Genomic DNA, 11,011 nt, shown 5'->3' with positions numbered 1-11,011 from the left:
CACGAGGCCCTGAGGCCTCGGGGTCAGCCGCAGCACCCCCCGCCGCAGCAGCCGCCTCCGCCCCCGCTCGGGGCGGGGGCCTGCGACGACGCAGAGGACCCGCCGACGGCCACGGCCGACAGCAGCTTCACGGTGTCGTCGTGCCCGGCGGGGCACGCGGCGGGGTCGGAGGACTCGGCCATGGGCCGGCTGAGCTCGAAGGTGTCACCACAGGTGCGGCAGCGGTATTCGTAACGAGGCATGGGACCAGGCTAGTGGGCCCCCGCGCCGCGCTCCTCACGAATGGCGGCGACGACCCGGGCGGCCTCGTCCCGCACCGCCTCCAGCTCCATCAGGAAGTGCCAGTAGTCGGGATGGCGCCCCTCCAGCCCGTCCACGGCCCGCTCGATCCGGGCGACGGCCTCGTCGAGGGGGCGGGCATGGCGCGGATCGGGCCGGCTCCGCCCCTCCATGGCGAGCCGCTGCGCGTCCCGCACCGCGAACCTCGCCCGGTCCGTCTCCGCCTTAGGGTCCTTGGCGACCGCGTCGAGCCGCCGCAGCCGGTCGCCGGCGGCGGAGACGGCCTCCCCGGTGGTGTCGAGCAGCGCGCGCACGGTCGACAGCAGGGCGGTCACGTCCGGCCACCGCTGCTCGGCCCGCGCCGCCGCGGCCTCCCCGAGCCGCTCCCGCGCCTGCCGAACGGTCTCGGCGGCCTGCTCCGGCACGTGCTGAAGGTCCTGCCAGCAGGCGACGGAGTACCGCCGGCGCAGCTCGGACAGCACCGGCTCGACGGCCTCGGCCCGCGTCCCCAGGGCCTCGGCCCGGGTCCGCAGCGACACGAGCCGCTTGTCGGTCTCCGCGGCCCGCTCCGGCAGCCGCACGGCCTCGGCCCGCACCGCCTCCGCCTCCCGCACGACCCGATCGGCCCGCTGCAGCGTCTCCCCGACCCCATGCCGCCCGGCCCCTTCGTTGAGCCGGGTCAACTCGGGCCCGAGCGACGCAAGCCGCGCGGCCGGCTCATCGGCCCGCAGCCCGCTCGCCCGCGCCGCGTCGAGCGCGTCACCGGCCCCGCGCAGCGCCTGCCGCGCCCGCTCGACGGCGGGCGCGAGCCGCGCGAGCTGCGTCTCGGCCCGATCGAGCAACGGCCCGAGCCCGGCCTCGAACCCTTCCAGCTCCCCCCGGACCCGGACGAGCTCCTCCTTGGCCCGGGTGAGCTCCACCCGAGCCCGCTGCGCACTCCCGCCGTCGATCTCGTCGCGATCGAGATCGACGGAATCGACGGCGGAGATGTAGGCATGGGACACCTCGTCGATCCGCCGCCCCAACGCCGCGAACCCCTCGACGGCCCGCTGCGCCTCGGGCGACCCGTCCACGGCACTGATCGTCTCGATGGTGATCCGCAGCCCCCGCTGCGCCGTGTCCAGCTCGTAGAAGGCCGCCGCGGCATCGTCCTTGGCCGCCTGCGCCCCCGCCCGCTGACTCTCCCCACGCCCCCCGAACCACCGCCGGCTCCCCCCGCCACCCCTGGACGCCGCCCCACCCCTCGCGTCGCTCGCCGCCACGTCCCTCTCCCGTGCTCTGTCCGAAGTGCCCGGCCGTCCGAACGACCATTCTCCCACCCCCTACGGACGAACACACGGCCCGATCAGTTCGCGCCCCACCACACGTTTGCGATCCGCCCACCCCCTCCGTGTAGGCTGTTGCTCTCCCACGGGTGCGTAGCTCAGGGGTAGAGCGCTGCTCTTACAAAGCAGATGTCGGCGGTTCGAAACCGTCCGCGCCCACCAGTAGGTAGCACGACGAAGGCCCAGGTCACCGGTACTGAACCGGGAACCTGGGCCTTGTTCGTTCCCCGTGCCGGGGAGGCGGGGGAGGGGCGTCGTGCCAGTTACGTGCCAGATGCGTCGCCGGGCCCGTCCGGCCGGACCTTCTTGATCTGCTCGTCGACGTGGGCGGCGATGGCGTGGTCACGCCCGTTCACCAGATGCTGATAGATCAACGCGGCCCGCACCGACGAATGCCCCATTCGCTGCATCAGCTCACGCGTCGTGGCGCCGCCGGTCGCGGCGAGGGTGTTCCCGGTGTGGCGCAGATCGTGGAAGTGGACGTCGCGGAGGCCGGTGTCCTTCAGGGCCCGCAGCCACAGCCGGCGGAAGTTGTTCCGGCGCAGTTGCCCGCCGCGGGCTCCGGTGAAGACCAGTCCGGTCCGACCAGGCTCGGCGTAGACGGCGAGGTGAGTGGCCAGACTCTCCGCCAGCGAGGCCGGGAAGGCGACGGTGCGTACACCAGCCGCGCTCTTGGGCGTCTTGACCAGGATGCCGTCGGTACGGGTCTCGGCTAGAGAACGCCGTACGGCGACGGTCCGTCGGTCGAGGTCGACGTCATGGCGCTGGAGCGCGGCGAGCTCCCCGAAGCGGAGGCCGGTGAAGGCCGCCAGCAGGATGAACACTCGGAAGCGCGCCGGCACGGCATCGGCGAGCTGGAAGACCTCGGTGACGTCGAGGAACGGCCGCTCGGCCGTCTTGGCCGCTCCGGCGCCCTTGATGCGGCAGGGGTTGCGCTGGATCAATTCGTCGTCGACCGCGGTGTTCATGATGGCGCGAAGGATCTGGTACGCCTTGGCGACCGTCGGTTCACCGACACCCGACTCCAGAAGGCCGGCACGCCAGCGACGGATCTGGGGTGTGGTGATCTCGCTCAGGACCACGTCCGCGAAGGTCGGCAGGATGTGAAGTCGCAGCGCGCTGGCGTTGCGTTCACGGGTGGTGGCCGCGTAGTCGCGTTCCTTGAACCAGGCGTCGGCGTACACCCCGAAGAGAACCTTGTCGTCCGGGTTCTTCCACTTGCCGTCGATGATCTCCGCTTCCTTACGGACGAGCCACCGATCGGCATCGGTCTGCGAGGCGAACGTCTCGGGCGCGGATCGCGTCATCCCGTCCGGCCCCTGATAGCGAGCCTGGAACCGTCCTGAGGGCAGCTTGCGCACGGCACCGAAGCGTCGCCGCTTCCCCTTGCTGTTCGCCATCAGGCCACCGCCGCGAATCGGCGACGAGTGGTGATCGGCTGGACGGTGTGGGCGACGACGAATTCCTCCAAGGCCCGCTCAGGGATGCGGACATGCCGTCCCACCTTGACGAAGGCGATCCGGCGCTCGGCGATGAGTCGGCGCGGGAACCTTTCGGTGGTGCCGAGGAGTTCGGCGGCCTGGCCCACGGTCAGCAGTCGGTCGGTCATGCGCTTGCTCCTTCCAGGGCGAGTTGGTCGCGTAGGGCGGCGCGGGCGGTGTCGCGATTGAGGTGGATGTCCCGGGCGATGGTGGCGGCGAGGGCAGCCTCGCCGGGGGAGTGGCCGTGGCCCGCGTACTGCCAGGTGGCGAGGACGAGCACGGTGTCCGGGTCGGCGTGGCCCTCCTGGGCGGCGCGGTAGTCGGCGCGGATCTGGCGGAGAGCGCCGAGGGTGGTCGAGTAGTGGCGTGACTTGGTGGAGAAGTGACCGCGGAAGCCGAGCATGTGGGCCCAGGCGGTGAGCTTCCGGTCCGGGTAGAGCGGTGCCAGGTCCAGGCAGGCTTCGATGAGGCGGCGGGGGTGGTCGGGGACGTCGAGCAGGTCGAGCACCTCCCGGTTGCCAATCCGGCGGTCAAGGCTGCCGGTGGTCTCGGCGGCCTTGGTGGCGTACTTGGCGACGTACGCGGCCACGGCCTGTTCGGTGATGTCGGAGCCGTCCCCGAACGCCTTGACCGAGCGGACGTCGAGCTGTCGCCCCCACTGGAACCGCCGGCGCGGCTGGTCCCCGGCGGCCGGGACGGTGATGGTGGTGTACGGGTGGACGGCGGCGGCCCGGATCGCGTCGTCCAGCAACGACACGGTGGCCCAGGAGGGCGGTGCGCTGCCGGGCCCGTCCGGTCCGTCGAGCCTGATGACGGCGTGGAAGTGGATGGCGCCGCGCTTCTGGAACTCGGCGACCTTTCCGTACGAGACCCGCAGGACGTCCTTCATGGCTCGCTGCGTGAGCCCGGCGCGGGCGGCCAGTTCGCGGCGGAGACGGTTGGTGAAGCGCTGCCAAAGCTGTCCGGCGTGGTTGTTGAAGAGGACGGCGCCGGCGTAGTCGTACGAGTCGGGGCCGAGGGCGGTGCCCAGGGCGGGGTCGTCGTCCCGGTGCCTGACGCCGCAGCGGCAGGTACCCCGGTCGGGTCGGTTGTGGACGGGGCCGAAGGACGGGGCGGTGAGCGTCGCGAACACGCGGGGGTGGTCGCGGACGGTCGCGGGGATGTCCTTGGTCTCGTCACCGGCGAGGCCGGCCCGGATGAGGTGGTACGTGTCCCCGGCGTAGGTGTGGGCGCAGGAGGGGCAGCGGGAGGCCCGGCGGTTGCCGCAGGCGACGCGGAGGCGTCCGCCGGGCTCGGTCTCCGTCGAGTACCGGCGGAGGGTCTCGCCGGATGTGCGGTCCTTGGCGAGGGACCAGCCGGTGAGGTGGACGGGGTCGGAGCAACCGCCGGTGCGGTGCACCTGGTCCTTCCAGCGGTCGAAGTCGGGGTTCGCGGCCACGCGGAGGACGTCGTGCAGGGTGGCGGTGTCGAATCCCGCTGACGAGGCAGCTGGGACGGTCATCATGGAGTGCTTCCTTCTGGTTCTGCGAGCTGGGTAGGGGCAGGGCTTCCGGGCGGCGGAGACTTTGGCGGTTGAGCCGCCCGGAAGCTGACTGGTGCGGGGTCAGGAGAGGTCCACCGGACCGGCAGGGAACGCGACTGGATGAGGTGGCCCGCGAGATCGGCAGCCCTGTCAGAGGGCGGTGCGAGGATCACGCCGTGACGATCAACCTGCACGACTTCGACGGCGAGCACTCGCTGACCTTGAACGCCGGCGGCTTGGCTGCCGATGACGCCGTAACTGCCGCCGGACACGAGACGAACGGGTACTTCTGGGAAGGTCTCGTGCAGTTCGCCTGGCCGGACATCGCCGAGGACCTCGACTTCGACAGCGAGGCCGGTATGTTCTGCGCGGTCGGAAGTCCGAGTGCTCTCGCACGACTCAAGGTGACCCTTGAATCCGTCATCACGAGCCCTGAGGCAGTTCGCGACATCGTTGCCCGGGCGGAAGCATCGGGCTTCGAGTTCGACGACTAGCGCTGTTGGCGCTGGCCGTTGAGCAGCGAGCGGACGACGGCGGCGCAGACGGCGACCGAGGCGGCGGTGACGGCGGTCGCGAGCAGCATCGAGACCAGGACCGTGCCGACGACCAGGACCACGGCGGTGCCGGCGCCGACGACGGCGAGGACGCTGCCGGGCGTGATCTGGACGGTGGGCCGGGCGGTCGGCACGACCGGGGCCGCGGCCGGGGTCATGGTCTGCGCCGCGGGTTCCACGGCGGTCGGCTGCACGACGGCGGGCGGCGCGGTGACGCCGACCGGGGTCGGCATGGTGGGGATCTTGGGGCGGAGCACGGGTGGTTCTCCTTTCCGGGCGGGTCGGATCCGTACGGGTCGGGTCACTCGGAGACGGCGGCGTCGATGACGGGGGCCAGGAGGCTGTCGGCGAGGAGGAAGCCGCCGAGGAGGAGCACGGCGACGAGCCACCAGGGCGGGCGGATCAGCTTGATGCCGAGGGCGCCGACGACGAGGAGGGTGAACCAGAGCGGGACGTCCACGGACGTTCTCCGTTCAGTCGGTGGGGCGGCAGCGGTGGGTGCGGGCGGCGAGCTGGGCGGCCGAGGAGCTGGAGTAGTCGGCGGACCAGCCGCAGCGGTCGGCGGTGCAGACGGCCGCGTACTTGGTGCGGCCGTGGCGGTCGCGGTGGGTGCCGATCTGCACGGGGCCGATGCGCATCAGGGAGTGGAAGTGGTCGCGGGCGGACATCGCTCAGATCTCCCGGGTGAAGTCGTCGGCGTGCTCCACCAGCCACTGGCGAATCTCGGCCGACTCGTACTCGTCGGCGGCGAGGAGCACCGGTTCGGCCAGCGCCATGGCGTCCACCAGACGGTTGTTCCGGGTGAGTTCAGCGGCGCGCTCCAAGGCGCGTCGGGTCGAGTCACGCATGGCTTGTCTGCTCCTCAGGCGAGTTGGGCGGCGATGGCGTCGGCCATGGGGGCGGGGACGCCGAGACGGGCGCGGAGGGTGTCGGTGTCGATGGGGGAGCCGGTACGGGTGTGGTGGTCGGCGGCGACCTTGCGGGCGTGCTCGACGAGCGCGGCCGGGACGGCGGGAGCGGGTTCAGGCGCCTGGGTGGGAGGTGCGGGCACTTCCATGGGCGGAATCTCCGGGGCGGTCTCCGGCTCGGGTACGTACTCCGGCTCCACAGGTTCCGGTCCCGCCTCCGGCTCGACGTCCGGGGCAGGGGCCGAGATGGGGCTGGACGCGGGTGCGGAGTGGGCGAGGAGCGTTCCTCCGAGGAAGGCGACTGCAGGCCATCCGGCGACGCCGAAGCGCAGCCAGGCGGGCGGGTCGGCGAGGTCGAGGAATCCGGCGGTGGCGACGTTGGCGCCGAGCGAGGCGAAGAGCGAGACCAGGAACCAGCACCAGGCGAGGCGGGACGAGCCGTCCGCGCGGAGCCGGCGCCAGGCGGCGACCAGGAGGAGGTCGACGGAGACGGGGTAGGCCCACGCCTTCCATCCGGTCTGCCCGGCAGCGGCGGCCAGGTCGTGCAGGTGGGCGAAGGACAGCGCACCTGCGATCAGGGCTTGGACCAGCACGGCGTCGACGCGGAGCTTGCTGGTCATGACGGCACCTCCTTGGGGGGCGTTTCGGGCATGGCTGGGGTAGGGACGTGGCGCGAGGAGGCCGCGTCGGCCAGGGGAGCGGGGAGCCTCAGGGAGTCGCCGGGGCCGCCGGGGCCGGAATGGCCACGGGCACGGCGGGCGAGGCGAGGACCGGCCGGAACGCGTCGAGCGCGGGCAGTTCCGGGGTCAGGTGGGCGTGCTTGTTGCAGGCGTCCGCGGCGGCGCGGAGCGAGGTGTGAGGCGTCCGGATGCGGGACCAGCCGCCCGACGTGTCGCCGGTGATGGCGAGGCCAGGAGCGGAGACGGGGATCTGGACGGTGGCGAGGACGGCGTCCGGCGCTATGTCGCCGAAGGCCATGTTGGCGCTGGTCTCGTCGTTGACGCGGTGGGCGGTACGGACGCTGAGCTGGGCGCGGAGCATGGTGATGCCCTTGCCGAGTTCGGATCCGAAGCGCTGTCCGCAGATCTCCAGGTAGATGCCGGCGGCGCGGCCGAGCTGGGCGAGCCGGGCGAGGGCGGTGATGATCCGGTCGCGCCGCTTCTCCTCGTCCTTCGTGGCGAAGAGCGCGAGTTCGGCGACCTCGTCCACGAGGAGGACGATGGGAACGGGGCGGAGGTGGTCGGGGAGGTCCCAGATGTCGGCGGCGATGTCGGCGTCCGGGGTGTCGGCAGTGATGCGCTGTTCGGCGCGGATGAGCTGGTAGACGTCCTCCATGTGCGCGATGAGGGCATCGAGTAGGTCGGCGGCGGTGTCGGGGTTGTCGGCCAGCGCGGAGAACCGTCGGGCCAGAGGGAACAGCTCCACCCCCTGCTTGCAGTCGATCCCCACCAAGGCGACTTCCTGGGCGGCGAGTTCGGCCACCAGGTTCCGCTGGTAGACCGACTTCCCCGACTTGGTGGCTCCGATGGTGAGGGCGTGCGGGGTGGTCCGGTAGTCGCGGTAGTGGACGCCCCCGTCCTCGCGGAGGGCGACCGGCACCCGCATGGTCGAGCGTTCGGCCCGCGCCGGCATCTGAACCCGCCGGAGCACGTCGTATCCGGTCATCCGCAGTTCGACGACACCGGAGCGGATCTCCCGCGAGGCGACCCCGAACATCCCGAACGAGTGCCGGAGCCGGTCGCACGAGGCCGCCACGTCGAAGGCGTCCTGCCCGGGCCGGAGCCCCAGCCGTAAGACGAGTCCGGTACGGGTGGGCCGGAGCCGCAGGATGCGCGGCGCCCGCGGTTCGGGGACGGGCCGGTTCGCCATCCGGGCGATGGCGAGACGCCAGCGGGGCGGCGGAACGGTGAGGCCGCAGGCGTCCATGACCGCCCGGTACCGGCCGAGGACCCGACAGGTGGCGAACGTGACGCCGAAGGAGAGCCAGTACCAGGCGGGCCGCCGCCACCGCAGGAGACCCGCGAGGACGGCGACCAGCACCATGGCGGCGATCAACCACCGCATGATCAGGCGGCCTTCGGTATCGAGGCGCCAGCGGCAAGCGAGGTGACGGCCACGGCCCGGAAGGCGATGCCGTGCCGACGCTGTCCGTTGAACTCGCTCTCCCACGGCCGGGCGATGAGCCCCGTGATCGCCACGGGGGTCCCCATGGTCAGGTCGGCGGAGACGCCGGTCTCCGGGACGGTCACGCTCAGGATCTCCACCTCGCCGTTGGCCGCGAACATGACGTCCACGGTCGACAGCGCGGCCCCGGTCTCGGCGTCCATGGCGCGCTCGCCGGTACGGCGGTCCTTCACCTTGGGCTGCGGGGGCTGGGCCACCATCACGGTGGCGGCGGAGGTGTCGACGGGAATCTGACGCACAAAGATCACTCCTCTAGAAGTCCTGAACTCCTCCACTCATGTACATGAGTACCATGAAGAAGAGTGCACCACTCCTATGTATGAGTCAACCCGCCTGGACGAAGAAGTCCAAGCGGGCTGAAAGGAGTTGACCGTGCGTCAGTCGGCGGCGGGGATCCGGTACTCGAAGACGAACTGGTCAGCGGCCATGAGGGTGTCGCAGACCTCGACCACCCGCCCGGTCTTGGTGACGGCGTTCCGCAGCAGGTGAACGACAGGAGCACCAGGGCTCAACGCCAGCTCGGACGCCTCAGCCTTCGACGCCGGCCGAGCCTGGAGCGTCTCCACGAACTCCTCGAAGACGTGCCCGTCACCCTCAAGCCGAGCGTAGATCCCCCCAGGACCAGGGTTTTCAGAGAACAGCTCTGGGATGTCCTTAACAACGTCCCACGGCAGGTACGACGAAGCGGTCTCGACGGGCGTCCCGTTCCGGAAGTACAACCGCCGCCGCGCCAGCACCTGAGCCCCGGGCTCGACCCCCAGCCGCCCGGCGATCTCCTCGGAAGCCTCCAGGGGCCCGATGAACAGCACGCTTACCTTGGCCGTGGCCCCGGACTGAGCCGACTCGGCCAGATAGGCAGCCTTCCCGCCCCGCCGATGGGATGCCCGGAACCGGTCCGACGACCGCAGCCGCACAGGCGGCCGGTCCTTCACGATCGACCCCTTCCCGTGCCGCGTCTCCACGAGCCCACTGGCCCGCACCTCGACCATGGCCTTCCGAATGGTCCCGCCGGCGACGCCGTACCGCTCGACAAGCTCGGACTCGCTCGGCACCAGGTCGCCAGGCTTGAGAACTCCGGCCCGGATCTGCTCCACGATCTCTTCGGCGATCTGGACGTACCGGGGTACCGCCCTGCCACCCCCTGCAGTCGTACCCATAGTCCTCTCCACTCTCCTATGCTCCTGTACATGAGTAACAGCGCCCAGAAGACGACGTCAACGCCACTGCACTCCGTGTCCGTCGCGGGCGCAGTCGTACGCGAAGACGGCCGCCTCCTGGCGATCCGCCGAGCCGACAACGGCACCTGGGAACTCCCGGGCGGCGTCCTCGAACTCACGGAGTCCCCCGAAGCCGGCGTGACCCGCGAAGTCTGGGAGGAGACGGGCATCCGGGTAGAGGTGGAAGAGCTGACCGGCGTCTACAAGAACACCACCCGAGGCATCGTCGCCCTGGTCTTCCGCTGCAAGCCCGCCGGCGGCGAGGAACGAACCTCCGCCGAGTCCACCGCGGTCGAGTGGCTCACCCCGGAAGAGATCACCGCCTGCATGACCGAGGTCTACGCGATCCGCCTCCTCGACGCCCTGGACGACAAGGGCCCCCACGTCCGCAGCCACGACGGCCGACACCTGCTGAAGAAGTCCGCGTGACGGGGCCGAAGCCTCTGCACGAGTTCGAGAACGTCGACGACTTCTTGGACCAGGTCCGACTCCGCCCAGGCATGTGGCTTCCGGGCGGTTCTCTGGCCCACTTGGACTCCATGCTCATCGGCTACCGAGTGGCCATGGCCGTGCACAACGTAGAGGAGCGCTTCCCTCTCTGGACTCCCGGCGGGGCCTCCCCCTTCGATCTGTGGCTGAACAAACGCTCCGGTGCAGCAAGCTCCCTGCGTTGGTCCGCACGAATCGAGCGCGAAGCCGAGGCGATCGGCACGCCACCCATTGAGCTGTTCTTCACCTTGCTCGACCAGTTTCGGGCCGAGCACCAGCAGCAGGCGCGGTAAGAGTTTCTCTACTTCATCAAGGCACCCGCCGCGCACGGTGCGGCGCGCGCGGCCCGTCGCCCGGGCCTGCGCTCCTGTCTGACGCCCCGCTCCAGCCCGGCCGCCGTCCGCACGCCTGACAGCTCGGGTTGATGGGCGACGAACCACGGCGAGGCCGAGCCGGTACACGGGTGCGGCTCAAGACGATGCCTCCGGCGGGGGCGCTCAGACTCCGGGATGGGAGGGGCCCGCGGGCGGGTGCCGGCCGGTGGGGCGTGGAGGTGTAGGGCTCCCATCCCGTCTGCCGTCGACCCAGGCAGAGCCGAGCAGTCGCGGCCCAGGGCGTCAAGGTCGTTCGTACAGTGGCGCGCTCCACCTTGACGCCCTGAACCACGCCCGCTCCACGGTGTGTGGGTCGACGGCAGACGGGATGGGAGCTGGGGTGAAGGGTGGGCTGAGGGGGCGGCGCAGGCCCGCATTAGCGTGACCGCAGCATGTAGGCGGCAGACACGCCGGATGCGGCAAGAGGGCAGAACCGGCCGGATTCGAACCGGCGTCCTCGCGATTTTGGAGACCGCGCGCGACAACCTCTGCGCTACAGCTCCGCCCCGCCCGCCATCCTAAGACGTCGTTTCCTTTGGTGGTTTGGCTCGTTGTGCCGGGCATGACGAGTCTTGCCGAGCGGCTGGTGCCGGATGAGTTGTGGGAGTTGTTCCGCAGGGTGGTGCCCGAGACGGTGGTGATACGCCCGCAAGGAGGCGGGCGCCGGCGGGCCGGGGA

16 protein-coding genes, 2 tRNA genes and 1 pseudogene are annotated in these 11,011 nt (G+C 71.0%); 5 read left to right on the top strand and 14 right to left on the bottom strand.

What is annotated here, in order from left to right:
• Window positions 1-23: 23 nt before the first annotated feature.
• Complete coding sequence (locus AB0E19_RS07825; RefSeq protein WP_362174975.1) at window positions 24-242, bottom strand: zinc ribbon domain-containing protein; 219 nt, start codon at window positions 240-242, stop codon at window positions 24-26.
• A gap of 9 nt (window positions 243-251) precedes the next feature.
• Window positions 252-1,541 (bottom strand): hypothetical protein, encoded by a 1,290-nt coding sequence (locus tag AB0E19_RS07820; RefSeq protein ID WP_362174973.1) that lies wholly within the window; start codon window positions 1,539-1,541, stop codon window positions 252-254.
• Between the two features lie 150 nt (window positions 1,542-1,691).
• Here AB0E19_RS07820 and AB0E19_RS07815 point away from each other — a divergent pair.
• Window positions 1,692-1,766 (top strand) — tRNA-Val (locus AB0E19_RS07815).
• Window positions 1,767-1,867: 101 nt separating this feature from the next.
• Here the strand turns inward: AB0E19_RS07815 and AB0E19_RS07810 are convergent.
• From AB0E19_RS07810 to repSA, 3 genes are read right to left on the bottom strand one after another with little or no spacing between them, the layout of a single operon-like run.
• Window positions 1,868-2,965 (bottom strand): tyrosine-type recombinase/integrase, encoded by a 1,098-nt coding sequence (locus AB0E19_RS07810; RefSeq protein ID WP_362174970.1) that lies wholly within the window; start codon window positions 2,963-2,965, stop codon window positions 1,868-1,870.
• A 38-nt stretch (window positions 2,966-3,003) separates the two neighbouring features.
• The gene (locus tag AB0E19_RS07805; RefSeq protein ID WP_148002459.1) at window positions 3,004-3,213 is read right to left on the bottom strand and encodes an excisionase family DNA-binding protein; all 210 of its coding nucleotides are present in this window, start codon (window positions 3,211-3,213) and stop codon (window positions 3,004-3,006) included.
• Window positions 3,210-4,589: a replication initiator protein RepSA gene (gene repSA / locus AB0E19_RS07800; RefSeq protein WP_362174967.1), complete on the bottom strand. Its 1,380-nt coding sequence runs from the start codon at window positions 4,587-4,589 to the stop codon at window positions 3,210-3,212. The genes AB0E19_RS07805 and repSA overlap by 4 nt, the downstream gene beginning before the upstream one ends.
• 194 nt (window positions 4,590-4,783) lie before the next feature.
• On the opposite strand from repSA, the gene AB0E19_RS07795 reads away from it, so the two are divergent.
• Complete coding sequence (locus AB0E19_RS07795) at window positions 4,784-5,101, top strand: Imm51 family immunity protein (protein ID WP_362174964.1); 318 nt, start codon at window positions 4,784-4,786, stop codon at window positions 5,099-5,101.
• On the opposite strand, the gene AB0E19_RS07790 is transcribed toward AB0E19_RS07795, so the two are convergent.
• The 8 genes from AB0E19_RS07790 to AB0E19_RS07755 form a co-directional block, all read right to left on the bottom strand.
• Entirely contained in the window at window positions 5,098-5,418 is a 321-nt protein-coding gene (locus tag AB0E19_RS07790) for a SpdD-like protein (RefSeq protein WP_362174961.1), read from the bottom strand. The genes AB0E19_RS07795 and AB0E19_RS07790 overlap by 4 nt on opposite strands.
• A 44-nt stretch (window positions 5,419-5,462) precedes the next feature.
• The gene (locus tag AB0E19_RS07785; protein WP_107063396.1) at window positions 5,463-5,621 is read right to left on the bottom strand and encodes a hypothetical protein; all 159 of its coding nucleotides are present in this window, start codon (window positions 5,619-5,621) and stop codon (window positions 5,463-5,465) included.
• Between the two features lie 13 nt (window positions 5,622-5,634).
• Window positions 5,635-5,829 carry a mobile element transfer protein gene (locus tag AB0E19_RS07780; protein ID WP_043231506.1) on the bottom strand — a complete coding sequence of 65 codons (195 nt, stop codon included), beginning with the start codon at window positions 5,827-5,829 and terminating at the stop codon, window positions 5,635-5,637.
• A gap of 3 nt (window positions 5,830-5,832) precedes the next feature.
• Window positions 5,833-6,009, bottom strand: a complete 177-nt coding sequence (locus tag AB0E19_RS07775) for a hypothetical protein (RefSeq protein WP_362174956.1) — start codon at window positions 6,007-6,009, stop codon at window positions 5,833-5,835.
• Window positions 6,010-6,023: 14 nt separating this feature from the next.
• Window positions 6,024-6,689: a DUF2637 domain-containing protein gene (locus AB0E19_RS07770; protein WP_362174954.1), complete on the bottom strand. Its 666-nt coding sequence runs from the start codon at window positions 6,687-6,689 to the stop codon at window positions 6,024-6,026.
• An 88-nt stretch (window positions 6,690-6,777) separates the two neighbouring features.
• Window positions 6,778-8,133, bottom strand: coding sequence for an FtsK/SpoIIIE domain-containing protein (locus AB0E19_RS07765; protein WP_362174952.1), 1,356 nt, complete (start codon window positions 8,131-8,133; stop codon window positions 6,778-6,780).
• Between the two features lie 2 nt (window positions 8,134-8,135).
• Window positions 8,136-8,492 carry a hypothetical protein gene (locus AB0E19_RS07760; RefSeq protein ID WP_362174950.1) on the bottom strand — a complete coding sequence of 119 codons (357 nt, stop codon included), beginning with the start codon at window positions 8,490-8,492 and terminating at the stop codon, window positions 8,136-8,138.
• A 138-nt stretch (window positions 8,493-8,630) separates the two neighbouring features.
• Entirely contained in the window at window positions 8,631-9,410 is a 780-nt protein-coding gene (locus AB0E19_RS07755; RefSeq protein ID WP_362174947.1) for a GntR family transcriptional regulator, read from the bottom strand.
• An 18-nt stretch (window positions 9,411-9,428) separates the two neighbouring features.
• Between AB0E19_RS07755 and AB0E19_RS07750 the strand changes: the two genes are divergently transcribed.
• Together AB0E19_RS07750 and AB0E19_RS07745 are read left to right on the top strand one after the other, a co-directional pair.
• Window positions 9,429-9,899, top strand: coding sequence for an NUDIX domain-containing protein (locus AB0E19_RS07750; protein WP_362174944.1), 471 nt, complete (start codon window positions 9,429-9,431; stop codon window positions 9,897-9,899).
• Window positions 9,896-10,252, top strand: coding sequence for a hypothetical protein (locus AB0E19_RS07745; RefSeq protein ID WP_362174941.1), 357 nt, complete (start codon window positions 9,896-9,898; stop codon window positions 10,250-10,252). Before AB0E19_RS07750 ends, AB0E19_RS07745 begins: the two co-directional genes overlap by 4 nt.
• Window positions 10,253-10,761: 509 nt before the next feature.
• Here the strand turns inward: AB0E19_RS07745 and AB0E19_RS07740 are convergent.
• Window positions 10,762-10,836, bottom strand: a tRNA-Trp gene (locus AB0E19_RS07740).
• A gap of 59 nt (window positions 10,837-10,895) precedes the next feature.
• Between AB0E19_RS07740 and AB0E19_RS07735 the strand changes: the two are divergent.
• Window positions 10,896-11,011: pseudogene (locus tag AB0E19_RS07735) on the top strand (IS5/IS1182 family transposase); the annotation flags it as partial.

Origin of the sequence: Streptomyces sp. NPDC047974, from assembly GCF_040653375.1 — a bacterium.
In the GTDB taxonomy this organism is placed as follows: Bacteria; Actinomycetota; Actinomycetes; order Streptomycetales; family Streptomycetaceae; genus Streptomyces.
The sequence above is the reverse complement of the archived record's forward strand: the minus strand, read 5'-3'. Positions and strand labels throughout refer to the sequence as shown.